This window comes from Rhodococcus sp. no. 34 (genome assembly GCF_054589475.1).
In genome coordinates this window covers 344,158-366,781 of record NZ_BAAILK010000041.1, presented here as the reverse complement: position 1 = coordinate 366,781, position 22,624 = coordinate 344,158, and the positions used below count along the sequence as shown (strand labels likewise).

Below are 22,624 nucleotides of genomic sequence, written 5' to 3'. Positions count from 1 at the left end.
AGTTCAAATCCGGACGGGCTGGCCCGGATTTCCGTATTCGAGGTTTTCGACTTAGGATCGAAAACGTGCCCAATAGTAACACCACCCACGAAGTGCTTGCAGCGGTGTTCCAAGTTCGCACCTTCCCCGCAAGCATCGCCGCAGTTGACGGCGATCACTGCCCGCAAGGTCGTGAAGAGTTGGCCGTGCTGCTGTGGCAGCGTGCACTCAACCCACAGAAGGGCACGTGGTCCCTGCCCGGGGGCACTTTGCGCGACGACGAGGACCTGACGACCTCCGCTCGACGACTCCTCGCCGAGAAGGTCGACCTAAGAAAGGTCGCCCACCTCGAACAGCTCTCCGTCTTCAGTGATCCACAGCGCGTGCCGGGTCCGCGCCGCATCGCGTCGACCTTCCTCGGACTCGTTCCCCTCAGCGCCGACCCACAACTGCCACCGGACACGGCCTGGCACCCGGTTTCGAAGTTGCCGGAGATGTCGTTCGACCACGGAACCGTCGTACGGCACGCGCGCAATCGACTTGCCGCGAAACTCTCGTACACCAACATCGCATTCGGGCTGGCCCCGGAAGAGTTCGCGATGTCGACACTGCGCGAAATCTACTGCGCTGCCCTCGGTTACCAGGTCGATGCCACCAACTTGCAACGCGTGCTGGGGCGTCGAGGCGTTCTGACTCCCACCGGCAACACCGCACCGTCCGGCAAGTCGGGTGGACGTCCACCCGCCCTGTACCGTTTCACCGACTCCACCTTGCGGGTCACCGACGAATTCGCCGCACTACGGCCGCCAAGCTGACACCGATCGCACTGTCAGGCAACAGCTTCGAGACTTCCGCGCTGCAACCACACCGAGGTCACGGCGCCGGCCGGATCGATGACCCGGTTGATTACACCGAACCGAGTCGTCACCCGATCGAGAATCCGATCGGCCTGCCAACGATCCGTCGGATCGGCGACAATCGCAAAGAAGCGATGGGCAGGTTTTCCCGCCATGACGCGAACCAATTCGGTGACCGTCCGCGCCGTGACTGCCACGCTCCAACCAGCGTCGAGAAACTCGGCGGCCGTGCGCGCACCGTGCTCGAAGCCGATGTCCGTGACAAGTACAACCCCCCTGTTGGGGGCGATCTCTGAAACACTCATTGCCGAACCTCCACTCGGAATCAAACTTCTTGACTCCTATGTAAGTCCGCAATCTTGTGCTTCCCTTGTGCTGGTTCTGTGAGAACTCTGGGGAATTGCGCGCCCCACCTCAGACAGCCCTGGAAAGGCCCGCCCAGAAGACCGTCGAGGCCGCGTTCACCACCTCGCCCACCGGCACGTCGCCCAACATTCCGCCCGCAGCAAGCGTCGCGACGCCGTGGAACGTCGCAAAGGCAACCAGCGCAATGCTTTCCGGATCACCGGCGGCAATGTCACCTGCGGCCTGAGCTTCCGAAACGAGCCGGACGGTCAGGTCCATCGTCGCGTGCCCCGCGTTGACGACAGTTTCGGCGGCGCCCGGCGCATGCTTGTTGCTGTACATCAGAGAGAGCAGGCCCGGATGCTCCAGCGCAAAATCCACGTAGGCATTGGCGAGCGAGGAGAACCGCGCCCTCGCGGTCGGTGGAGCATCCGCGACTGCCCGCTCGAGCGCACCGGTCATCCGATGGAATCCACTTTCGGCCAAGGCATCGAGCAAAGCCTGGCGATCACGAAAGTGCTTGCCCGGAGCCGCGTGGCTCACGCCCGCCTCACGCGCGAGTTGCCTCAGCGACAACTTGTCGACGCCATCTCGTTCGAGTGTTGCTTCGGCCGACGCCAGGAGTTCCTGTCGCAGGCTGCCGTGATGATACGGCTGTTCGTGGGCGGGCATGGTGGCACCATATCAAAATGTTGTCATTGACAACTATGGTGTCAGTGCCTACATTTGGGATCACCCGAACCGAAGGAGTCACCATGGCCATCGACGTAGCCGGAACCACCGTCCTCATCACCGGAGCCAGCGCTGGGCTCGGAGTGGAATTCGCTCATCGCTTTGCCGCTCGCGGCGCAAACCTGGTTCTGGTCGCCAGGCGGGCCGACCGCCTCGAAGCACTCGCCACCGAACTCCGCGTCGCCCACGGCATCACAGTCACGGTTCTGCCCGCCGACCTGGCCGCACCCGGCGTCGGCGCGACCCTGCACCAAGAACTCGCCAGTCGCGACATCACGGTCACGTCCCTGATCAACAACGCCGGATTCGGAACACACGGAGCATTCGTGGACGAAAACCTCGAGCGCGTCACGTCCGAGATTCAGCTCAACATCGCCACGCTGGTCGAGCTGACACACACATTCCTGCCCGACCTTCTCACCGGCCGCGGAGCACTGGTCAACATCGCCAGCACAGCGTCGTTCCAGCCGACACCGGGCATGGCCGTCTATGGCGCGTCCAAGGCGTTTGTGCTCAACTTCACCGAAGCGCTCTGGGCCGAAGCTCGCGGCAGCGGATTGACTGTATTGGCGGTGTGTCCCGGTCCGACGCGCACCGAGTTCTTCGACGTAGTCGGCTCCGAAGACGCGGCGGTCGGGCGAATGCAGACGGCAACTCAGGTGGTGGACACCGCTTTCCGAGCACTGGATCGACGCAACGCGCCGCCGACCGTCGTATCGGGACTGCCGAACTGGGTGTCCTCGATCAGCACTCGCTTCGCAACCCGCCGGTTGGGCGCGCTGATTTCCGGGCGACTGTTGGGTGACGTGCGAATGAAAGCCGAAACCAAGCGCTCGTCGACCTCGCCGGCCTAGCGACGCAACAGTTACGGAAGTTTCGGCTGGCTCTCGACTTCGGTCTGTTCGGTGTCGGTGGCCGGATCCCCAGATTCCGGATCCCCGGATTCCGGGTGGTCCCCCACCCCGAGGTCGTCGTACGGATTGAGCACTGCAAGAACCAATGTCACGACGCACGCCGCAAGCGGCTGAAACAGAAGCACGAGCAAAGTTCCGACGTTCGGGGCCCGCGCGATGATCTCCCCGACCGCCGGATTGTCGGCCGTAGGGAAACGCAGTTTTGTCACGCCCGAACCCACGAGTGCCATCAGTCCGGCACCTGCCACTGAACCGACTATCAACCCGCCCAGGGCATAAGGACCTCGACTCAGGCGTGCCAACCAGGCCGCCACAGCCGACAGCACACCGACGATCAGTGCCAGCCAGATGAACACGGCGCTCGCGTCGAACTGATGAAGGCTCTCACCCGTCAACGCGACGCCGCGCCCCTCGGACACCACCAACAGGTGCTCGGCCGGAGCCAAGAACGCCCACAGCACACCGACGAGCACGCTCACGCCCGCAATGGTTGCGGCGATCACGATCGCGGTGCGCAGACGAGTCTGCCGAAGAGAGATCACACAGAGTGACGCTACCTGCGGGCGACGTCGATCGAGTCGACGACACCGTGTCGGGAGCATTTCGCCCACCATCCGTCAGGGCTGACCTGAACGATCATGCGGCGCCCGCACTGCTCGCAGAAGCGAGGAGGCTCGAGCCCCATCGACGCCGCAGTCGGCGTCGGATCGTCGACGCCGTCGACGAACCGACGCCCGGTGAACGGGTTGTACCGCTCCTCGGTCACCGGAGTGCTCACAGAGTGTCGTTCAGTGCTTTGATCGGCATCTGCAGATCCACCAACAAATCCAGATCCTTCTCGGCGGGACGTCCGAGGGTCGTCAGATAGTTGCCGACGATCACGGCGTTGATTCCGCCGAGGATGCCCTGCTTGGCACCCAGGTCGCCGAGAGTGATCTCGCGTCCACCCGCGAAGCGCAAGATCGTGCGAGGCAGCGCGAGACGGAATGCCGCCACGGACTTGAGCGCCTCGCTGGCGGGCAGCACGTCCAGATCACCGAACGGGGTGCCCGGACGCGGGTTGAGGAAGTTGAGCGGGACCTCGTCCGGCTCCAGTTCAGCCAGGTTGGCCGCGAATTCTGCGCGCTGCTCCAGCGATTCACCCATGCCGAGGATTCCGCCGCAGCACACTTCCATGCCTGCTTCGCGAACCATCCGAAGCGTGTTCCACCGCTCTTCCCACGAATGCGTGGTCACGACGTTCGGGAAATGCGACTTCGAAGTTTCCAAGTTGTGGTTGTACCGGTGCACACCCATGGCGGCCAGTTGGTCGACCTGCTCCTGGGTGAGCATGCCGAGCGAGCAGGCGATCTGGATGTCGACCTCGTTGCGGATCGCCTCGATGCCTGCGGCAACCTGAGCGAGCAACCGGGCGTCGGGTCCGCGGACGGCGGCCACGATGCAGAACTCGGTAGCGCCCGACTTCGCAGTCTGCTTGGCAGCTTCCACCAAGCTCGGGATGTCCAACCACGCCGCGCGAACCGGCGACTGGAAGAGTCCGGACTGCGAGCAGAAATGGCAGTCCTCAGGGCAGCCGCCCGTCTTCAGGCTGATGATGCCCTCGACCTCGACCTCCGGTCCACACCACTTCATACGCACATCGTGGGCGAGAGCCAGCAGGTCTTCGAGCCTGTCGTCGTCGAGTCGGAGTACGTCGAGCACCTGGCTTTCGGTCAGGCCAACTCCTCTTTCGAGAACTTGCTCGCGCGCCTGGTCGAGGATGTCGACCGTCGCAGGGGCCGTGCTAATCGGGGGCGGGGTCACAGACGTCTCCTTCGAAACCAGCAAAATTGAACACCGTACAAGTTGAACGGTGTTCACGTTAGAGACGCGGTGGAATACTGTCAAAGGCGGGTCCGATCGACATTCGATCGAGAGCGCTCCACAGCGGGACGAAACGAGGGGAACGACAAGTGCAGTTGCGACGCGGCGACGTGCTGGACGGCGCCATGGCGATACTCGACGAGTTCGGACTTGCCGACCTCACGATGCGCAGGCTCGCAACCTCACTAGGTGTCCAACCCGGCGCCCTGTACTGGCACTTCCCGAACAAACAGACCTTGCTGGGCGCGGTCGTCGACAAGATCCTCGAAGACCTCGACGCCCCCGTCGACGCAGACACGTGGCAAGAAGCGTATTCGGAACTGGCACACAGACTTCGGTCTGCCCTACTGGCGCACCGCGACGGCGCCGAGTTGGTCAGCGCCACCTTCGCCTCGCGGATGACAAGCAGCAAGGTGCGCGAGCATTTCGTACAAGCCGGGCAAGAATCCGGTCTCTCACGCGAGCACGCCCAACTCGCGGCGTATGCCCTGCTGTATTACGTACTCGGCCACACCGTCGACGAGCAGTCCCGAGCGCAGATGGAAGAAATGGGGGCACTTACCCGAGCACCCATTTCCCCCGACTCCCCCGAGGTGATCGGCGGCGGTTCCGACGAGGACCTCCTCGATGGCGATCCGACAGTGCGCTTCCAGTTCGGCCTGGACCTGTTCATCGACGGCATCCGCACTCGCCTGAATTCGACCACACATTCAACGCGCACCGAATCGGCTCTACGACACTCCTGACAGTCGGAGTACTGCAGTAGTGCCGGCCGCGACAATCACCACCATTACCAACGGCGCCTTGAACCAGGCGCAGATGCCTCCGGCCACCACGCCGAGCATCCGCGCCGGCCCCGCAACGTCATGCCCGGTGAAGACCGTCGATGTCACAACCACTGCGAGCAGCAGCACCACGACAGCACGATCGAGGGTTTTCTCGGCAAAAACCGAAAGCTTCACCCGAGCGCGGAGCAGAACGCCACTTGCCCGCAAAGCGTAAGAACCGCAAGCGAACACGACAATACCGATCCAGACCGATGCGGTATTCATCGAACCTTCTCCCGGAACGGGATCGTCACCGCGATACTCAGCAGCGCTACGAGCGGAGCGGTACCCGACGGCAGGAACGGCGACGTGGACACCGCGACTGCTGCACCGATCAGGGCGGCAAGCAGCGTCACCTTTTCCCTCAACGCGGGCAGGACAAGGGCCAGAATGACAACCGGAAAAGCGGCATCCAATCCCAACGCGGCCGGATCTTGGACGACACTGCCGAGCAGCCCGCCCAGCAGCGCTCCGATCGGCCACGACACCGCGATCCCGATCCCACAGAACCAAAAAGCCGCACGCTTGCGCTCCACCGATTCCTGCGCCATGGCAACCGCGACGCTTTCGTCGTTGACCAGGTGCGCGCCGACCAACTTGCGCCAGCCCGAGCCCCTGCGCCAGCCTGAATCCGTGTGGCGAGCCTCGCCGAGAAAAGATCCCGCTGCCAATCCGTAGGCGAAGTTTCGGGAGTTGATCAGCAAGCCGGCTACAACTGCAGCGACGGCGCCGCCTCCGGCCGCGATGATTCCGATGAACAAGAACTCCGAAGACGCTCCCAGAACGAGTACAGCCAACGCCAAAAGCTGCCACAACGAGAATCCAGCCGATCCTGCCGTCACACCGTAGGACACACCGACGATGGCCACGGAGAGACAGATCAGCACGCTCACCCGAACCGTGTCTCGATCAACTGTTCGCCATAAAGAACGCATGTATTCTATGTTGAACGAAGTGACACCGTTCGTCAAGTAGAACGATCGATCGGAGAATCGAACGATGCCCAGTAATGAAACGGATACAGCGGAGACTCCTCAGAAACTGGTCGCCGTCGCACTCAAACGCGAGCGCACCCGAGCGGGCTTGAGCCTTTCGGAGGTCGCCCGGCGCGCCGATATCGCCAAGTCCACACTCTCCCAACTCGAATCCGGACTCGGAAATCCGAGCCTCGAAACTCTGTGGGCACTCGGAAACGCATTGGGTGTGCCGTTCTCACAACTCGTCGACTCTCAGGCACAGACCGTTCAGTTGATTCGAGCCGGAGAAGGTCCCGCGATTGCGTCGACAAACGCGTCGTACATCGCGACGCTCTTGGCGCCGAGCCCACCGAACGCACGACGCGATCTGTATCGGATAGTCGCCGAACCGGGCGAGCCGCGTATTTCCACTCCGCATGCACGCGGCACCACCGAACACGTCGTGATCGGCACCGGACGGGCGGAGGTCGGGCCCACTGCAAATCCGATCGAACTCGGACCGGGCGACTATCTTGCTTATCCCGGCGACGAGGAGCACATCTTTCGGGCGCTCGAACCAGGGACGACAGCGATCTTGGTGTCGGAACACACCTGAGCCGCGATGAGTTTCGCCGCTGCGGGAAGTCTGTATCTGGGAGGTGATGTGGCCAGAGCCTCGATTGCCGACGACAGTAACGACCGACAGCAGGAGGACCCATGTCCGGATCCAGCATCAGCAGCATTTTGCTCTCGAGCACCGACCCCGAACGCTTGCGCGACTGGTACGCCGAGGCGTTCGCCCCGAAGGTCGACCGGACTCCCGGCGAACCCGGCTACGACGTGCTCGACTTCAACGGTTTCTACGTGATGCTCGACAGACGCGACGACGTCGGCGAGACCAACCCCCAGCCGGGTCGCATGTTCCTCAACGTCGAGACCGACGACGCCCGGTCGATCGCACAGCGCATCGATGCGCTCGGCGGAAAATGGCACGCTCCACTCGAAGACCGCGGGGGCAGTTTGTTCGCCACCGCGATCGACCCCGACGGAAACTACGTTCAGATCATCGAGTTCAGCGAGGAAGCCAGGGCCGAGATGGAATCCGGAATGACGGATTCCCAAACCACCTAGTCCGGCAACCGCTGGGAACGGAGATAGTCATGCTTACAGACACGAAAGCATTCAGCGGATTTTCGGTGACAGACATCGACTCTGCAAAGAAGTTCTACGGCGAAACACTCGGGTTGAAAGTAACCGACGAAGACATGGGACTGATTCGCCTACATATTGCCGGCGGAACCGAGATCCTCGTTTATCCGAAGCCGAATCACGAAGCGGCGACCTACACGATTCTCAACTTCGTCGTCGACGACATCGACACAACCGTCGACCAACTGACCGCACGTGGCGTGGAGTTTCTCAAATACGACGGATTCCCCCAGGATGCGCGAGGCATCATGCGTGGCAACGGCCCCGACATCGCCTGGTTCACCGATCCCGCCGGCAATGTTCTGTCGGTGATCAAGGAGTCCTGACGCGCTTAACCGCTGAACAGCTGCGACTGCCGCTGTTCAGCGGTGTCGGTGTTGGAGCGTTCTGCTGCCGCAGTTTCACGCTCGGCAGCCAGTTGCTCGGCGCTTTTCGCGTCGACAACGGGCTCCGACGCGCTGAGGTCGGAAAACAAGCCACTGCTCGATTCGTTCACATGCCACCCTTTTGCCTGGTCATCGTTGCCGCGCGCAGATAAACCTGCGTTAGAGATCGGTCGATGGCTACTCAATTACTGCCGCCCGTACGGCGCCGACAAGACGCCGATGACTCAGCAGTTCTTCACCCAGTGTTGCACGCCTGTGTTTTCCACGAGAAATTCGGTCCAGACGGGTTGTCATCGCCCGCACGGCGGAGCAATGTGAAAGATGAGCGCGGAGCAGGTCGGCAGCACTTTCGTCGGACACCTGGCCCCTCAATTCACCGCACAATTTTTGGAGGAATCATGTTGGGAATTGCTTTGGGCCTCGGCAGCGCCGCTGTCGGAATCGGCCTCGGACTGCTCGGCGCAGGAGCGGGAATTCTGCTGAGCGACAAGACCGTCAAAACCGCACGACGTGAACTCACCGCCTGACGAGGGCGAGCGCACTGAATTTTTGGGCACTCGGGTCGGTATTCGGGTGAACGCCGCGATGCGACACCCCGCGCAGTGGGTGTTCGCACGGGCCGCGCATCGACGTGGCGTGCATACCGGCGTAGATGTTCCGACGAGCGCGCAGGACGTGCTCGACCGGTTGACGGCACTCCGAATAAGTACGTGGAGTTACGGATTCGACCACAAGTCGGTCCGTCACCTGGGTCCGATGGCGCAAGACTTTGCGGCGATTTTCGGCTTGGGATCCAACGCCCGCCGGATCTCCGCCGTCGACGCGAACGGCGTCTGCATGGCGAGCATCCAAGCGTTGAACCGCAAAATCAGTGCCCTCGAGACAGAAGTCAGCGCGCTCGAGAAGGACGTGAACAGACTGAGACGGGAAACGGGAGACACGAGCACGACTCGGAATGCATTGGAAACAAACAACAATCACATATCCACACCGCTCGACGAATTCGGTGGATCCACCGGTCTGTAGTTTGTTCGGTGTGACCGCCCCTGATTCAGACTCCGACTCAGCGCCCAACGTGATTGCCGCGCTGTTCGACGTGACGTCCGATGCAGTCGGCGACGAACATGTCGAACAGGTACTTGCCGAATTCGGCTTTGGCGCAACGGAGGTCGCGGAGACCGCGGCCCGCATCCGGGCCAGTCGGTCGGAATTTCGGCGACTTCGCCGTCGCGAGAACGAATTGGCGGTTCTCTATTCGAGTGCACGTGAGCTCGCGCAGGTTCGCGACGTGGACACACTGCTGCAGAGGCTGGTCAACCGCGCACACGACATCATGGGCACCGACGTCACGTACCTGTCCGAGTTCGACGTGATCACTCGTGACCTGAATGTTCGAAAGACGGCCGGCGCGGTCTCGCCGGAACTCCAGCATCTGCAAGTTCCTGCCGGCGCGGGACTGGTCAGCGCGATTGCCGAATCTCGAGCAGCCCAATGGGTTCAGAACTACAGCGACTACACGCAGTCGCGCCATGACGAAGTGGTCGATGCCGCGATCGTCGCCGAGGGTCTGGTGGCGATTCTCGGCGTGCCGATGCTCTCCGACGGCCAGATCCTCGGAGTCCTGTTTGCCGCCGACCGTCGGGAACGGCGTTTTACCGCAGATCAGATCGCCCTGCTCTCGGCGCTGGCTGATCACGCCTCGGTGGTCCTGCAAACCGCGCGGGCACTCGACCGCGCCGAGGAATCCGCTGCCGAGACCGGGAGAGCACTCGACGAGCTGCGCGAGCACGTGTCCGCGCGGGACAAATCGAACGTCGTCCACCAGGATCTGATCCACGCCGTTCTCCGCGGCGGCGGATACGCCCAGGTTGCACGAACTCTCAGCAGCTCTCTCGAGCGCAGCACCGTCGTCGTCGACAGTGAGCTACGCCCTCTCGTCACATCGTCGGGTGAGCAGATCACGACGGTGCCGTTGTCGCTACCTCGCGCCGTGTCCGATGCCATCGACCAGAGTCGCCGCAGTGGCCGATGCACGTTTGTCGCCGATAACAGCGAGACCGTGATCCAACTCGTCAGCGCCGTCACCGCCGGAGAATCATTCCTCGGGGCGATCTTGCTGAATCGATCGGACGCGCCGATCGGACCCGTCGAACTCAGGACCGTGGAACGGGCAGCTCAGGTTACAGCGATTCTCGTGTTGCAACACTCGGCGGCAGCAGCAGCGGATCGGCGCGCACGTGACGAACTGGTCGCCGACCTGTTGAGCAGTGCGCCCGAGCGGAGGCGCGATCTCGAACGTCGGACTCGCAACCTCGGTATCTCCCTCGGCGAACTCGACACCGTCCTCGTGGTGTCGGTCGCTCCGGAACTCCGCACCGCGACGCTCCGTGCAATCGGGCAGAGTCTGCCGGTCGGAGCTTTGGCGTCGCAGCACGCCGGATTGATCGCGGTGGTCTCGCGCTCGGGAAACCCGGCAGCTGCGGCGACCGTCGTTCACCGCCAGATCACCGGTTCGGTAGGACCCCACGCAGTAGTCATTGCGCCGGCAACGGCGGAGCGCCCCGAAGAGCTCCCGGCGCGCTTCACCTCGGCGCTGCGCACCGCCCGCCTACTGTCGGCGTTGGGCAAGACCGACGGCGCGGTCACGACTGCGTCGTACCTGCCGTACACCGTTCTGTTCGGCGAGAATCCGGAATCACTCCATCAATTCGTCGACGAAGTAATCGGCCCGGTACTCGCCTACGACCGTGACAAGGACACCGATCTCACGGCGACCCTTCGGGCTCTGGTCCGCAACGACGGCAGCCCGACCAAGGCTGCCCGCGCACTCAACTACCACCCGAACACCGTCGTTCAGCGACTCGACCGCATCCGCACGCTCCTCGGTCACTCGTGGCGTGAAGACGAGAACTTCTTTCGCGTGTCCATGGCGACGAGGCTCGACGAACTTCGAGAAGTGGGAGCCGAAGAGGGTGGAAGCGACATCAACGACAGCGGCGATGGTGCATGACACTACAATTTCGTCCGATCGATGTGTTGTGAGCACGTGGTCTGGCAGGCATCAACCTCCCTACTGTGAAGCGGAGCACAGAACCACTTCAGGAGGACGACCCCCCGTGTCATCAACCAGCAGCCGATCAACCAACAGCCGCATCGCCGATTTCCGGTCCTACGACGTCGCCGCACGACGCGCCGAGATCGTCCGCCAGACCGACCTGACCGAAGCAGACATCGCGGTCTACGACGCTGCCGACGGCCTCACCATCGACCAGGCCGATCGCATGGTCGAGAACGTCCTCGGCGTCATCGGCATCCCGGTCGGCGTGGCCACCAACTTCACGATCAACGGCACGGACTACCTGATCCCCCTCGCCACCGAGGAGCCGTCGGTGGTCGCCGCCGCGAGTAACGCTGCTCGCATCGCACGCGGACTCGGGGGCTTTCACGTCTCGAGCACGCAGCCGATCATGCAAGCCCAGATTCAACTCGTCGACGTCGTGGATCCGGCAGCTGCCCGCATCCGACTCCTCGAGGCACGTGAAGAAATCATTGCACTCGCCAACGAGCAGGACCCGAAGCTGGTCAGCGTCGGGGGTGGCGTGAAGGACATTTCGGTTCGCATCGTGTCCTCGGACAAGGCCGCCTACGTCGTCCTCCACCTTCATGTCGACGTACGAGATGCGATGGGCGCCAACGCAGTCAACACGATGGCAGAGGCAATCGCGGATCGAGTAGCCGAGATCGGCGGCGGACACGTCGTCCTGCGCATCCTCACCAACAAGGCCGATCTGCGGCTGACGCGCGTTCGTGCCGTGTTCGACGCCGAATTGATCGGCGGCGCAGAGGTTGTGGACAACCTGATCCATGCCGCACGCTTGGCAGAGCTGGATCCCTACCGCGCCGCGACACACAACAAGGGCATAATGAACGGCATCAGCGCCGTGGTGTTGGCAACCGGAAACGACACGCGCGCAGTCGAAGCCGGGTGCCATTCCCATGCAGTCAACGCCGACGGAATCTACTCCTCACTCTCGCATTTCGAGAAGAATGCCGACGGCAACATCGTCGGCACCCTCGAGCTACCCATGCCGGTCGGCCTCGTCGGCGGCGCCACCAAGGTGCACCCGGTAGCGCAGGCCGCAATCAAGATGCTCGGCGTCGAGAGCGCCGAAGAACTCGCCGGCATCATTCTGGCAGTCGGCCTGGCGCAGAACCTGGCTGCTGTCCGCGTTCTGGCCAGTGAGGGTGTCCAGCGCGGACACATGGGGCTGCACGCCCGCAACATCGCTGCCACCGCCGGAGCGCAGAAGAGCGAGATCGACGCCGTGGTTGCACGCCTGATCGCGGACAAGAGCATTCGCGTCGAGCATGCCGAGAAGGTTCTCGCCGAGATCCGCGGCGGAAACTGACGACAATGACCGAAACAGTTGCAGGATCACCGGTGTGGAAGCCGGCGCCTCATCGAGTGCCGGCGCCGGGGCTGCCGACCTCGGTCCGGATCTACGAAGTCGGGCCACGCGACGGACTTCAAGCGGAAACAGCGGTGATCCCGACCGAGACGAAAGCCCAGTTCATCGAACGCCTGGTCGCGGCCGGCTCTCGCACTGTCGAATTGACGAGTTTCGTCTCACCTCGATGGATCCCGCAACTTGCGGACGCGGAAGAATTGATGGGTCGGCTGCACCTGCCGGACTCGGTACGTACGGTCGTTCTTGTCCCGAACCGCAAGGGTCTCGAGCGGGCCGTCGCCGCCGGAGCGAGCGAGGTTGCAGTATTCGTCAGCGCCACAAAGGAATTCGCGAAACGCAACCTCAATTCCACGGTGGACGGCGCGATCGCCGCGGCTGCCGAGGTCACTGCGGCCGCCCGAGCCCTGGGACTTCCCGTCCGCGGCTACATCTCCATGTGCTTCGGCGACCCCTGGGAAGGCTCCGTGCCCGTCGAGCGTGTCGCCGACATCGCAAAGACCCTGATCGACAGCGGTGTCACGTCACTCTCACTCGGCGACACCATCGGCGTCGGCACACCTGGCCATGTGCTCGCTTTGCTCGGCGCCCTCCGAGAACGTGGCATCCCCACATCGCAGATCGCCATGCACTTTCACGACACCTACGGCCAGGCGCTGTCGAACGTCTATGCGTCGTTGACCGCTGGGGTATCCGAATTCGACAGTTCCGCAGGTGGTCTCGGACGGTGCCCATATGCCAAGGGCGCGACCGGAAATCTCGCCACCGAGGATCTGGTGTGGATGCTCCACGGCCTCGGGATCGACACCGGCATCGACCTGGATTCGCTCACCGATACAAGCAGCTGGATGGCCGAACAGATCGGCCACTCGAGCCCGTCCCGAGTTGTCACCGCCCTCCGCGCAGCACGCACCTGACACCCGCAACGCAAGCCCCTCATCTCGCAAGCCCCTCCCTGTACGACCCCGCCATGCATGACACTGGAGAAGACTGATGTCACCACCGCAGCCGGCAACGACGCCGACCACCACAACCGAGCCGACCGAGCAGCAGACATACCTCGAAGTCTGGGGCGACACCGTCAACGGTCGACACCTCGCGATCTCCGTTGCAGTCGGCAGTGTCGTCGGCGCCTCGGCCCTTCTCGCGGCCCAGGCACTGTTCGAACGGGTCGTCAGCGAACCTTCGTTGGCCCAGGCGTACAGCCTGCTGGTCGGCATCGCGGCCTGCCTGCTCGCCGGCGTGGTCTGCGGAATCTTCATCAAGCCGAAGCGGATAGTCGCCTTGGCCGCCGCCGACGCGGAGTCGATCGACGGTGTCATCACGACGATGAGTGAACAGCGCCAGGGTCTGGGCACTCTCGCCGACATTCCGGAGCAGAGCCGACAGGAACTTCGCGAGCTGGGTCTGTACGACCACTTCGCCGCTGCCGAGGCCGAGCACGCACGGGTCTCGAACACACCGGAGGACGGTGGGCGCGCATGAGTTCGGTTCTGACCAACGAAATTCTGATTGCCGTTCTCTTCGGCATCATCGGTGCCGTCGCGTTCACGTTCATCGGATTGATCTCCGGCACGGACGAGACCGCCACGATCGCACCGCTGACTCTGCTCGTGATTCTGCTCGGCGCTCCCCCGGCGGCGGTCTTCACGTTCTTCCTCTCCGGTGCGATCGCCAAACACATGACGCACGCGGTGCCGACGATGCTGCTGGGCATTCCCGGCGACACGATGGCGATTCCACTCTTGCCGGAAGCGCAGATGATGCGCTCACTCGGCATCCCGCACATCGCACTCCGCAAGGCGATCTCGGGAGCAGTGATCTCGGCGTTCGTCGCTGTGCCGGTTGCCGTTTTGTTCGCGACCATCCTCGCGCCGTTCGCGGACACCGTTCAGTCGATAGCACCGTGGCTGTTCCTGGTCGCCGCCATCGGCATCGCCTACGCCTCACCAGGCCGCTGGGCCGGGCTTGTCGCCCTCGTTCCCTTCGTGATCTTGATCCTCGGCGCCCGCGCGTTGACGTCGAATTACGATGTGTCGCTGAACATCAGCTACTTCCTTGCGATCGCAGTCGGGCCGCTGATCGCGGACCTCGCATTGACCTTGGGCCCGTCTAGCCGTAAGGACATGGAACGCAGTGAACCCAAAACCGTTGCATTGGCCCCGGACATCAAAGGATGGAAGGGATACTTCCCCAATCCTCTGAAGGTCCTCGATCGCAAGCAGATCGGTTACACCGCCGCCGCTTCCACGGTGTCGAGCGCAACCTTCGTCTTCAGCCCGGTCGCCATGACTGTTCTGATGGGTGAGCTGGTAGGTGCGCGGATCAAGAACGGCTATCACCGACTGACCACAATGGTCTCGGCGAAGAACGGTACGACGGAATCCACCTACATCGCGGAAACCCTCATCCCACTCGTCGCTTTCGGCCTTCCGCTCAGCCCGCTCGCGGCAGGCCCCGCAGCCCCTCTGTTCAACGCTCCACCGGTGTTCGAGACCAATCAGGAAACCGGAGTGATCAACAATCTCTCCACGTACCTGACGCAGTGGGAGTTCCTGCTCTACGGACTGCTCGCAGTGGTCACGGCGACGGTCATCGCATACCCGTTTGCCATGAACTACGCGTACCGCGCTGCGTCAGCGGTGGTCAAGCACATCAGTCACGAAGCTGTGATCGCGGTGTTCACGGGACTGGTCGTGGTCATCAGCATCTGGGAGGGCGGCATCCTCGGGCTTCTGATCACCGTGACGGTCGGCCTGGTCGGTGGTCTTCTCGGGCGCCTGTTCAAGATTCACGGCGGAGTTCTGTTCATGGGTTACTACGTAGCGCTGTTCAGTGTTCCTGCCCTGATCAATCTGTTCTGAATCGGTCGACTCCACCACCACGTGCGGACCCGCAACAAACTGCGGGTCCGCACGTATTTCTTCAGCTACCGACCGTGAGCGCCACGGTTCGATTGCGGTCCAACTTCTTCGCTCGATACAACGCCTCGTCAGCGCAATCGACCAATTGCGTCAGGTCTGCGTCGCCGTGGGGTGAACACGCGACACCGATGCTGACCGTCGGCCCGAAGTCGCCCAATACTGCCGACGAATTCTCCGCTTGCGCGCGTCGAATCATCTCGGCTGTTTCGGTCGCACCCTCGAGATCGACACCGGCCATCAGTACGACGAACTCCTCGCCGCCCAATCGGGCGAAGAGATGCTTGTCATCGAGGTGCCGCCGCACCTGATCGGCAAAACTCACCAACGCTGTATCGCCGGCACGATGACCGAGGTTGTCGTTCACCATCTTGAAGTGATCCAGATCCATCATCAGGACGCTGACCGGACGTCCAGAGTGGCGACGCGGATCGGTCGCACCCGTCACGCTGCCGCCTCGCCGCAAGAATTCGTCCCGGCGCAACGCACCGGTCAGATCGTCGTGGGTGACGGCCTGGGTGAGTGCCTCGAGCGCGCGGCGACGCTCGAGGATCACGCAGGCCACCGCGATCGGCGCTACCGCCAGTAGCGACAATCCGATCTGGACCGACGCGCTGACCGGCGAGACGCCCTCGCTGGACAATCCGAGATGGCCGTCGGCCGTCAGTACCAACGTCCAGGCAGTTGACACAGCTGTGAGCACCGACGTGACAAAAACATTGGTGAGCAAGGCTGCAGTCACCAGCGCCGGCATGGCAAACGCGATCGCTCCGGCACCGCCTATCACCCACTCCAAGATGATGCAGACGGCCAGCAGCGCCGTCGGAACGACTGATCGACGCAGAAGCGTGGCAACAGCTTTCGGTTCCCGATCCACTCGTCGAAGCGAAGGGAATGTCAGCACCAAGGGGACGATGGTCATGTAGTTGACGAACTCACTCGAGAACCAGAGCAACCAGCCGTCCCACCACTGCCCGCCGAACAGCACGCGGTTCGCGATACCGCCCACGAGCGCCGCCATCGACGCGGCGGCGACAGTCATCGACACGAGATAGCCGACGGACTGAATACTGGTCAGTCGACGGTCCTCACTGTCGACCCAGCGAAAGGCGTAGAAGCCGCTCGCAACCCCGACGATGTTGGCCGCGTTGAGCCACACCGTGGACTCCCATGCCCCACCGGTGATCAGGTCGGCTCCGACATAACCGACTACGACGCAGATCCAGGTGAGCAATGTGGCGGAACGCGGCGACCGAAATAGGATCCCGAGTAGCAGCGCGTTGGCCGGCCAGAAGACTGCAAGCGTGCCCGGCAGACGGCTCAGAATTCCGACCAGGCACGAGACGATGACGACTACGCCGATAAGCAGTGCGCGACGTACGGCCGATGACGACAACGACTTTTCGACCGTGCTCACCACCTACATTCGACTGACCTACTCACAATTCGACAACCACTATCGGTGACCAAGGCGCCCCGGATGCAGGGTCGCCGCAAGACACCCGTCGAAATATACCGACCGGAATCGTACGCGAGGGACGTCGAAACCCAAGGCGCCCCACTGTGCCTTGGCTATCGATGAGGACAAATCGGATGTTACGTCGTCAGTTGGTCAAATGAAGTTCACCGAGCGTGATCGAAGCGGTGCGAGCAAACTCTCGGACACTCGCGCCTCCACTTCCGGCAGGCATTACCCCGAGAAGGGGAACACCGCTGACCGAGACCAGATCCTCGCGATTGCATCTCTCGGCGAGGTCCGGTTCCTGCGGCCACGAACCGATCACCAACCCGGCGCAGTCCACGCCGGATGCACGTAGGGCTTCCACGGTCAGTGCGGTGTGATTGAGCGTGCCCAGGCCGGACGCAACCACCAGCACCACTGGCGCTGCCAGAGCCGCGGCAAGATCGCGAGCGGTGAACCCGTCGACGCCCAAGCCGACCAGCAAGCCGCCGGCGCCTTCGATCAGGGTCAGGTCGTGGGTGGTGTCAAGGTCGGAGGCGACCCGAACCACGTCGTCGAGCGCCAACAACGGGAGACCACTTCGACGTGCAGCAGTATCCGGCGCCAAAGGTTCGGGGTACCGCGCCAACTCGACCAACGTCGCACCGCCGCCGGTCAGACGCTCGATCTCGGCCAGATCACCCGCACCGTCCACGTCGACGCCGGTCTGGGCCGGTTTGAGCACCGCAACCGACTTTCCCGACTGCAGGGCGAGCGATGCCAGCGCTGCCGTCACCACTGTTTTTCCGACGTCGGTCGACGTGCCGGTCACCAGGAGAATACTCATGCGCGGGCACCTGCCAATACCTCGCGAAGTACGAGTGAGATCTGCTCCATCTCGGAAGGAGACAGCGTCGCTCGTGCTGTCAGACGCAGCCGTGACGTTCCTTCCGGAACCGACGGCGGGCGGAAGCATCCGACGTGCAGTCCCTGGTCCCGGCACGCGGACGCGGCATCGAACGCCCGTTGCGGATCACCGAGAACGACTGAGACGACAGCAGATTCAGGCGACGGAGCACCGGTGACGTCCGCCAGCTCGGATGCCCGGGCCAGGACGTCGAGCGCTCGCGTCGGCTCACGCTGGAGTACTGCGAGTGCAGCCCTGGCCGCGCCTACGGCGGCCGGTGCGAGACCGGTGTCGAAGATGAACGTTCTTGCCGCGTCGATGAGATGCGCGCGGATCTTGTTGTCACCGAGCACAACTCCGCCCTGGCTGGCGAGCGACTTGGACAGTGTTGCCGTCACGACGACGTCAGGTTCACCCGCCAGGCCCGACTCGTGTACGAGTCCACGTCCACCGGCACCGCGCACACCGATGCCATGCGCCTCGTCGACCAGCAGGATCGCCCCGAACTCGCGGCACACCTGATGCATCTCCCGCAGCGGCGCGAGGTCTCCGTCGGCGCTGAAGACCGAATCCGTGACGACCAGCGCTCGCTCTTCCACTCTGCTGCGCAACGTGTCGGCGAGAAAGCCCACGTCCGAATGCGGAGCAACGGCAACCCGAGCACGTGACAGGCGGCAGGCATCCACCAGCGAGGCATGCGATCCCGCATCGGAGACGATCAACGCCCCTGGACCCGAGAGCGCCGTCACCGCGCCGAGATTGGCTGTGTAACCGGAGGAGAAGACAAGTCCGGAGTCCGCCCCGACGAACTCGGCCAGTTCGACTTCGAGCAGTTCGTGTTCGGTGGTGGTGCCGGTGACCAGACGCGAGCCCGTGGCGCCCGCGCCCCAACGGCGCAGAGCCGCCGTGGCACCCTCGATCACATCGGGGTGCCGCACGAGTCCGAGGTAATCGTTCGACGCCAGGTCGATCAACGGGGAGTCGACCGTGCGAGGACGGAGTTCGCGGCGCAGTCCAGCGGCCCTGCGGTCCGCTTCGACGGCCGTCAGCCAATTCAGCGAGGTGTTCACTTTTCCGACCATACTTGAACACCGTTCAACTCAATGGTTAGGGTGCATCCGTGCTCACAACCGGACTTGATCCCCATGACGTCTCCGCCATCGATGCCGATGTCCTCTGGCATCCGTACGGATCGTTTCCCGCGTCGACTCGTCCGCTGATCGTCGACTCTGCGCAGGGGGCTACCCTGACGCTCTCCGACGGCCGCCGATTGGTCGACGGGATGAGCTCGTGGTGGGCCGCCATTCACGGCTACCGCAATCCCGTGCTCGACACCGCCGCCGCACGGCAGCTCGGCAAGATGAGCCATGTCATGTTCGGCGGACTGACACACGAACCCGCCGCTCGCCTCGGGCGGCTGCTCGTCGACATCACACCACCCCACCTCGACAAGGTGTTCCTCTCCGACTCCGGTTCGGTGGCCGTCGAAGTCGCAGTGAAGATGTGCCTGCAGTACTGGCGGAGCCTCGGAAAGCCGTCGAAGAATCGTTTGATGACCTGGCGCGGCGGATACCACGGTGACACCTTCACCCCCATGAGCGTCTGCGATCCCGACGGCGGCATGCATTCTCTCTGGACCGACGTCCTGCGCCCTCAGGTCTTCGCGCAGGCTCCCCCGGCGGGCTATCTCCCCGAATACGTGCAGGAGTTGGAATCGCTCTTGGCCGAGCATCACGAGCACCTCGCAGCGGTGATCGTGGAACCGGTGGTCCAAGGCGCCGGCGGAATGCGTTTCCACGATCCCGCGTACCTGATCGACCTGCGTAACCTCTGCGACAAGTACCAAGTCCTCCTGGTCTTCGACGAAATCGCGACCGGATTCGGACGCACCGGAGAATTGTTCGCCGCCGATCACGCCGGCGTCAGTCCCGACGTCATGTGCGTCGGCAAGGCACTGACCGGCGGGTACATGAGTCTGGCAGCAACGCTGTGCACCACGGAGATCGCGGAGACCATCACTGCCGGTGAGGGCGGCGGGCTGATGCACGGCCCCACCTTCATGGGCAATCCACTCGCGTGCGCCGTCGCGGTGGCGTCGACCGAACTTCTGCTTGCGATGGACTGGCGGCGTGACGTCGCAACCCTCGAACGTGGCCTCGCTCGAGGCCTCGCCGAAGCCGTCACAATTCCCGGGGTCGTCGACGTCCGCGTCAAAGGCGGAATCGGAGTGATCGAACTCGAACAGCCGGTCGACATGCAGAGCGCGACCGATGCAGCCGTCGACGCCGGCGTCTGGCTCCGGCCGTTCCGCAACCTCGTATACGCGATGCCTCCGTACCTGTGTTCGGAGGCAGAGGTGGAACAGATCACAGCCGGAATGCTTGCAACCGCCCGCAGCCAGGCGAAACGGTGATCGGCACCGTAGACAGTCGACGAGATTCGATCGGCTGCACCCGATAGGGTCTGATTCATGGATCAACCGCCGAGCGAGACCTCAGCCACTCCCATCCCGGTATGGCCTGGCAGTGCGTACCCACTCGGTGCCACCTACGACGGCGCGGGGACCAATTTCTCGCTCTTCTCCGAGGTCGCCGAGGCCGTCGAGCTGTGCCTGATCGCCAAGGACGGAACCGAAACCCGCATTCGGATGGACGAGGTCGACGGTTACGTCTGGCATGCGTACCTTCCGTCGGTATCCCCCGGCCAGCGATACGGCTACCGCGTACACGGGCCGTACGATCCGGCTGCAGGTCTGCGATGCGATCCGAGCAAGCTCCTGCTGGACCCGTACGGAAAAGCGTTCGACGGAGACTTCGACGGAGACCGTTCGCTGTTCTCGTACGACGTCGAATCGGCGGCGGACCCCGAACCTTCAGGAGACGACGAATCTCCCGCCGTGGAGCCGCAAGAGGCTACCGACGACACGAGTTCGGAAGCCGAATCGGACGAGGTGGGCCTCGAAGACGACTCGCCCACGGGCGATCAGGAATCGGACGAGATCCTCGAGCCCGAACCCTTCGAGCCGGAACCACTCGTCGACGAACCCGCCACGATCCCTTTCCCCCAACATGATTCGCTCGGCCATACGATGTCGACCGTCGTCATCAACCCGTTCTTCGATTGGGCGTCCGACCACTCGCCGAAGCGTCCGTATCACGAGACGGTCATCTACGAAGCGCACGTCAAGGGTATGACCGCGACGCATCCCGGAGTTCCGGAGGAATTGCGCGGCACGTACGCGGGGCTCGCTCATCCGGTGATCATCGAGCACCTCACCGATCTGGGTGTCACGGCGATCGAACTGATGCCGGTCCACCAGTTCATGCACGATCAGGTGCTTCTCGACCAAGGTCTGCGAAACTACTGGGGTTACAACACCTTCGGCTTTCTCGCTCCGCACACCGACTACTCCTCGGCCACGAAACCCGATGCGGCCGTAGCGGAATTCAAAGCCATGGTGCGCAGCTTCCACCAGGCGGGTATCGAAGTGATCCTCGACGTGGTCTACAACCACACCGCCGAGGGCAATCACATGGGGCCGACCATCAGTTTCCGCGGTATCGACAATGCCGCCTACTACCGCCTGGTCGACGGCGACGAAGAGCACTACATGGACTACACCGGAACGGGCAACAGCCTCAACGCCCGTCATCCGCATACGCTGCAATTGATCATGGACTCTCTGCGGTACTGGGTCACGGAGATGCACGTCGACGGTTTCCGCTTCGACCTCGCCTCGACACTCGCCCGTGAACTGCACGACGTGGACCGCCTTTCGGCCTTCTTCGATCTCGTGCAACAGGATCCGATCGTCAGTCAGGTGAAGCTGATCGCCGAGCCGTGGGACGTCGGCGAAGGCGGTTACCAGGTCGGCAACTTCCCTGGCCTGTGGACCGAATGGAACGGCAAATACCGCGACACCGTCCGCGACTACTGGCGTGGTGAGCCGGCAACGCTCGGGGAGTTCGCCTCACGTCTCACCGGATCCTCTGATCTCTACGAGGCCACCGGACGTCGCCCTGGCGCGAGCATCAACTTCGTCATCGCTCACGACGGTTTCACCCTGCACGACCTCGTCTCGTACAACGAGAAGCACAACGAAGCCAACGGTGAGAACAACAACGACGGCGAATCGCACAACCGATCGTGGAACTGCGGAGTCGAAGGCCCCACCGACGACCCGGAAATCCTCGAACTGCGTGGCCGTCAGAGCCGGAACATACTGGCTACGCTGATGCTCAGCCAGGGCACCCCGATGCTTGCTCACGGCGACGAGATGGGCCGAACTCAGCAGGGTAACAACAACGTTTACTGCCAGGATTCGGAACTGTCATGGATGGATTGGACTCTCGCGGAAACCAACGCCGACCTCGTCGAGTTCACCAAGCGCGCAATTGCTTTGCGCGCCAAGAACCCGGTCTTCCGGCGTCGTCGATTCTTCGAGGGGCGACCTATTCGAAGCGGCGATCAGAGTCGCGACATCGCCTGGCTCACGCCGTCTGGCGAAGAGATGACTCCGGCCGACTGGGACAGCGGTTTCGGCAAGTCGTTGGCTGTCTTTCTCAACGGTGACGCGATCCCGGAACCGAACTACCGTGGCGAGCGCGTCACGGGAGATTCGTTCCTTCTCTGCTTCAACGCCCACTACGAAGATCTCGAATTCTCCACCCCCAACGCGGACTACGCGTCGGAATGGACCGTCGTACTCGACACCTCGGTCCCCACCGGTGAGAGCGATACCGTGATCAAAGCCGGAACAACATTGGATGTAAAAGCGCGAGCATTGACGGTACTTCGCAGAACCGCTTGAGGGAGACGTGC

26 protein-coding genes are annotated in these 22,624 nt (G+C 62.9%); 15 read left to right on the top strand and 11 right to left on the bottom strand.

The window, feature by feature from the left end; genetic code table 11:
• Positions 1–65 precede the first annotated feature (65 nt).
• Entirely contained in the window at positions 66–794 is a 729-nt protein-coding gene (locus ACYP01_RS19240) for an NUDIX hydrolase (RefSeq protein WP_333830160.1), read from the top strand.
• Positions 795–808: 14 nt separating this feature from the next.
• Here the strand turns inward: ACYP01_RS19240 and ACYP01_RS19235 are convergent, their stop codons facing one another.
• Together ACYP01_RS19235 and ACYP01_RS19230 are read right to left on the bottom strand one after the other, a co-directional pair.
• Positions 809–1,141: a Rossmann-fold NAD(P)-binding domain-containing protein gene (locus ACYP01_RS19235; protein WP_003941794.1), complete on the bottom strand. Its 333-nt coding sequence runs from the start codon at positions 1,139–1,141 to the stop codon at positions 809–811.
• 109 nt (positions 1,142–1,250) lie between these two features.
• Positions 1,251–1,853, bottom strand: a complete 603-nt coding sequence (locus ACYP01_RS19230) for a TetR/AcrR family transcriptional regulator (protein ID WP_007733070.1) — start codon at positions 1,851–1,853, stop codon at positions 1,251–1,253.
• A gap of 83 nt (positions 1,854–1,936) precedes the next feature.
• Here ACYP01_RS19230 and ACYP01_RS19225 point away from each other — a divergent pair, with 83 nt between their 5' ends.
• Complete coding sequence (locus ACYP01_RS19225) at positions 1,937–2,767, top strand: SDR family NAD(P)-dependent oxidoreductase (RefSeq protein ID WP_003941736.1); 831 nt, start codon at positions 1,937–1,939, stop codon at positions 2,765–2,767.
• An 11-nt stretch (positions 2,768–2,778) separates the two neighbouring features.
• Here the strand turns inward: ACYP01_RS19225 and ACYP01_RS19220 are convergent, their stop codons facing one another.
• The 3 genes from ACYP01_RS19220 to bioB are packed head-to-tail and all read right to left on the bottom strand — an operon-like array spanning position 2,779 to position 4,615.
• Positions 2,779–3,369, bottom strand: coding sequence for a DUF2567 domain-containing protein (locus ACYP01_RS19220; protein ID WP_003941661.1), 591 nt, complete (start codon positions 3,367–3,369; stop codon positions 2,779–2,781).
• An 11-nt stretch (positions 3,370–3,380) separates the two neighbouring features.
• The gene (gene bsaP, locus ACYP01_RS19215) at positions 3,381–3,605 is read right to left on the bottom strand and encodes a biotin synthase auxiliary protein BsaP (RefSeq protein ID WP_459681767.1); all 225 of its coding nucleotides are present in this window, start codon (positions 3,603–3,605) and stop codon (positions 3,381–3,383) included.
• The gene (gene bioB / locus ACYP01_RS19210) at positions 3,602–4,615 is read right to left on the bottom strand and encodes a biotin synthase BioB (RefSeq protein ID WP_024487821.1); all 1,014 of its coding nucleotides are present in this window, start codon (positions 4,613–4,615) and stop codon (positions 3,602–3,604) included. The genes bsaP and bioB overlap by 4 nt, the downstream gene beginning before the upstream one ends.
• 164 nt (positions 4,616–4,779) lie before the next feature.
• Here bioB and ACYP01_RS19205 point away from each other — a divergent pair, with 164 nt between their 5' ends.
• Positions 4,780–5,436 carry a TetR/AcrR family transcriptional regulator C-terminal domain-containing protein gene (locus ACYP01_RS19205; RefSeq protein ID WP_065352567.1) on the top strand — a complete coding sequence of 219 codons (657 nt, stop codon included), beginning with the start codon at positions 4,780–4,782 and terminating at the stop codon, positions 5,434–5,436.
• Here the strand turns inward: ACYP01_RS19205 and ACYP01_RS19200 are convergent.
• Positions 5,422–5,742, bottom strand: a complete 321-nt coding sequence (locus tag ACYP01_RS19200) for an AzlD domain-containing protein (protein ID WP_459681765.1) — start codon at positions 5,740–5,742, stop codon at positions 5,422–5,424. The genes ACYP01_RS19205 and ACYP01_RS19200 overlap by 15 nt on opposite strands.
• Positions 5,739–6,452: an AzlC family ABC transporter permease gene (locus tag ACYP01_RS19195; RefSeq protein WP_459681763.1), complete on the bottom strand. Its 714-nt coding sequence runs from the start codon at positions 6,450–6,452 to the stop codon at positions 5,739–5,741. The genes ACYP01_RS19200 and ACYP01_RS19195 overlap by 4 nt, the downstream gene beginning before the upstream one ends.
• Before the next feature lie 64 nt (positions 6,453–6,516).
• On the opposite strand from ACYP01_RS19195, the gene ACYP01_RS19190 reads away from it, so the two are divergent.
• From ACYP01_RS19190 to ACYP01_RS19180, 3 genes are all read left to right on the top strand, one after another.
• Positions 6,517–7,089: a helix-turn-helix domain-containing protein gene (locus tag ACYP01_RS19190; RefSeq protein WP_459681760.1), complete on the top strand. Its 573-nt coding sequence runs from the start codon at positions 6,517–6,519 to the stop codon at positions 7,087–7,089.
• 101 nt (positions 7,090–7,190) lie between these two features.
• Positions 7,191–7,604: a VOC family protein gene (locus ACYP01_RS19185; protein WP_030537099.1), complete on the top strand. Its 414-nt coding sequence runs from the start codon at positions 7,191–7,193 to the stop codon at positions 7,602–7,604.
• A 29-nt stretch (positions 7,605–7,633) separates the two neighbouring features.
• Positions 7,634–8,008 carry a VOC family protein gene (locus ACYP01_RS19180; RefSeq protein ID WP_003941681.1) on the top strand — a complete coding sequence of 125 codons (375 nt, stop codon included), beginning with the start codon at positions 7,634–7,636 and terminating at the stop codon, positions 8,006–8,008.
• Positions 8,009–8,013: 5 nt separating this feature from the next.
• On the opposite strand, the gene ACYP01_RS19175 is transcribed toward ACYP01_RS19180, so the two are convergent.
• The gene (locus tag ACYP01_RS19175) at positions 8,014–8,178 is read right to left on the bottom strand and encodes a hypothetical protein (protein ID WP_003941708.1); all 165 of its coding nucleotides are present in this window, start codon (positions 8,176–8,178) and stop codon (positions 8,014–8,016) included.
• Positions 8,179–8,466: 288 nt separating this feature from the next.
• Between ACYP01_RS19175 and ACYP01_RS19170 the strand changes: the two genes are divergently transcribed.
• From ACYP01_RS19170 to ACYP01_RS19140, 7 genes are all read left to right on the top strand, one after another.
• Entirely contained in the window at positions 8,467–8,595 is a 129-nt protein-coding gene (locus ACYP01_RS19170; protein ID WP_003941742.1) for a hypothetical protein, read from the top strand.
• On the top strand, positions 8,579–9,094 hold the full coding sequence (locus tag ACYP01_RS19165; protein WP_030537101.1) for a tail fiber domain-containing protein: 516 nt from the start codon (positions 8,579–8,581) through the stop codon (positions 9,092–9,094). Before ACYP01_RS19170 ends, ACYP01_RS19165 begins: the two co-directional genes overlap by 17 nt.
• A 10-nt stretch (positions 9,095–9,104) precedes the next feature.
• Positions 9,105–11,078 carry a helix-turn-helix domain-containing protein gene (locus tag ACYP01_RS19160; RefSeq protein WP_459681757.1) on the top strand — a complete coding sequence of 658 codons (1,974 nt, stop codon included), beginning with the start codon at positions 9,105–9,107 and terminating at the stop codon, positions 11,076–11,078.
• A gap of 106 nt (positions 11,079–11,184) precedes the next feature.
• On the top strand, positions 11,185–12,477 hold the full coding sequence (locus ACYP01_RS19155) for a hydroxymethylglutaryl-CoA reductase, degradative (protein WP_050655329.1): 1,293 nt from the start codon (positions 11,185–11,187) through the stop codon (positions 12,475–12,477).
• 5 nt (positions 12,478–12,482) lie between these two features.
• On the top strand, positions 12,483–13,451 hold the full coding sequence (locus ACYP01_RS19150) for a hydroxymethylglutaryl-CoA lyase (protein WP_459681754.1): 969 nt from the start codon (positions 12,483–12,485) through the stop codon (positions 13,449–13,451).
• Positions 13,452–13,527: 76 nt separating this feature from the next.
• A complete protein-coding gene (locus tag ACYP01_RS19145; protein WP_459681752.1) occupies positions 13,528–14,019 on the top strand; it encodes a hypothetical protein in 492 nt (163 codons plus the stop codon).
• On the top strand, positions 14,016–15,398 hold the full coding sequence (locus ACYP01_RS19140) for a tripartite tricarboxylate transporter permease (protein WP_459681750.1): 1,383 nt from the start codon (positions 14,016–14,018) through the stop codon (positions 15,396–15,398). The genes ACYP01_RS19145 and ACYP01_RS19140 overlap by 4 nt, the downstream gene beginning before the upstream one ends.
• A gap of 61 nt (positions 15,399–15,459) precedes the next feature.
• Here the strand turns inward: ACYP01_RS19140 and ACYP01_RS19135 are convergent, their stop codons facing one another.
• The 3 genes from ACYP01_RS19135 to ACYP01_RS19125 form a co-directional block, all read right to left on the bottom strand.
• Positions 15,460–16,872, bottom strand: a complete 1,413-nt coding sequence (locus ACYP01_RS19135; RefSeq protein ID WP_459681748.1) for a GGDEF domain-containing protein — start codon at positions 16,870–16,872, stop codon at positions 15,460–15,462.
• Positions 16,873–17,059: 187 nt separating this feature from the next.
• On the bottom strand, positions 17,060–17,743 hold the full coding sequence (gene bioD / locus ACYP01_RS19130; RefSeq protein WP_459681746.1) for a dethiobiotin synthase: 684 nt from the start codon (positions 17,741–17,743) through the stop codon (positions 17,060–17,062).
• Entirely contained in the window at positions 17,740–18,885 is a 1,146-nt protein-coding gene (locus ACYP01_RS19125; RefSeq protein ID WP_314676926.1) for an 8-amino-7-oxononanoate synthase, read from the bottom strand. Before ACYP01_RS19125 ends, bioD begins: the two co-directional genes overlap by 4 nt.
• A 38-nt stretch (positions 18,886–18,923) precedes the next feature.
• On the opposite strand from ACYP01_RS19125, the gene ACYP01_RS19120 reads away from it, so the two are divergent.
• Both ACYP01_RS19120 and glgX read left to right on the top strand, forming a co-directional pair.
• Complete coding sequence (locus ACYP01_RS19120; protein WP_007733120.1) at positions 18,924–20,216, top strand: adenosylmethionine--8-amino-7-oxononanoate transaminase; 1,293 nt, start codon at positions 18,924–18,926, stop codon at positions 20,214–20,216.
• A gap of 57 nt (positions 20,217–20,273) precedes the next feature.
• Positions 20,274–22,613, top strand: coding sequence for a glycogen debranching protein GlgX (gene glgX, locus ACYP01_RS19115; RefSeq protein ID WP_064689174.1), 2,340 nt, complete (start codon positions 20,274–20,276; stop codon positions 22,611–22,613).
• Positions 22,614–22,624 lie beyond the last annotated feature (11 nt).

What these genes read in the sequence shown, in the direction of transcription:
- ACYP01_RS19185 (WP_030537099.1), top strand. Translation starts at nt 7,191, where the DNA reads ATGTCCGGATCCAGCATCAGCAGCATTTTGCTCTCGAGCACCGACCCC.
- ACYP01_RS19190 (WP_459681760.1), top strand. Translation starts at nt 6,517, where the DNA reads ATGCCCAGTAATGAAACGGATACAGCGGAGACTCCTCAGAAACTGGTC.
- bioD (WP_459681746.1), bottom strand. Translation starts at nt 17,743, where the DNA reads ATGAGTATTCTCCTGGTGACCGGCACGTCGACCGACGTCGGAAAAACA.
- ACYP01_RS19170 (WP_003941742.1), top strand. Translation starts at nt 8,467, where the DNA reads ATGTTGGGAATTGCTTTGGGCCTCGGCAGCGCCGCTGTCGGAATCGGC.
- ACYP01_RS19200 (WP_459681765.1), bottom strand. Translation starts at nt 5,742, where the DNA reads ATGAATACCGCATCGGTCTGGATCGGTATTGTCGTGTTCGCTTGCGGT.
- glgX (WP_064689174.1), top strand. Translation starts at nt 20,274, where the DNA reads ATGGATCAACCGCCGAGCGAGACCTCAGCCACTCCCATCCCGGTATGG.
- ACYP01_RS19225 (WP_003941736.1), top strand. Translation starts at nt 1,937, where the DNA reads ATGGCCATCGACGTAGCCGGAACCACCGTCCTCATCACCGGAGCCAGC.
- ACYP01_RS19235 (WP_003941794.1), bottom strand. Translation starts at nt 1,141, where the DNA reads ATGAGTGTTTCAGAGATCGCCCCCAACAGGGGGGTTGTACTTGTCACG.
- ACYP01_RS19180 (WP_003941681.1), top strand. Translation starts at nt 7,634, where the DNA reads ATGCTTACAGACACGAAAGCATTCAGCGGATTTTCGGTGACAGACATC.
- ACYP01_RS19150 (WP_459681754.1), top strand. Translation starts at nt 12,483, where the DNA reads ATGACCGAAACAGTTGCAGGATCACCGGTGTGGAAGCCGGCGCCTCAT.
- ACYP01_RS19145 (WP_459681752.1), top strand. Translation starts at nt 13,528, where the DNA reads ATGTCACCACCGCAGCCGGCAACGACGCCGACCACCACAACCGAGCCG.
- ACYP01_RS19140 (WP_459681750.1), top strand. Translation starts at nt 14,016, where the DNA reads ATGAGTTCGGTTCTGACCAACGAAATTCTGATTGCCGTTCTCTTCGGC.
- ACYP01_RS19125 (WP_314676926.1), bottom strand. Translation starts at nt 18,885, where the DNA reads ATGGTCGGAAAAGTGAACACCTCGCTGAATTGGCTGACGGCCGTCGAA.
- ACYP01_RS19230 (WP_007733070.1), bottom strand. Translation starts at nt 1,853, where the DNA reads ATGCCCGCCCACGAACAGCCGTATCATCACGGCAGCCTGCGACAGGAA.
- ACYP01_RS19195 (WP_459681763.1), bottom strand. Translation starts at nt 6,452, where the DNA reads ATGCGTTCTTTATGGCGAACAGTTGATCGAGACACGGTTCGGGTGAGC.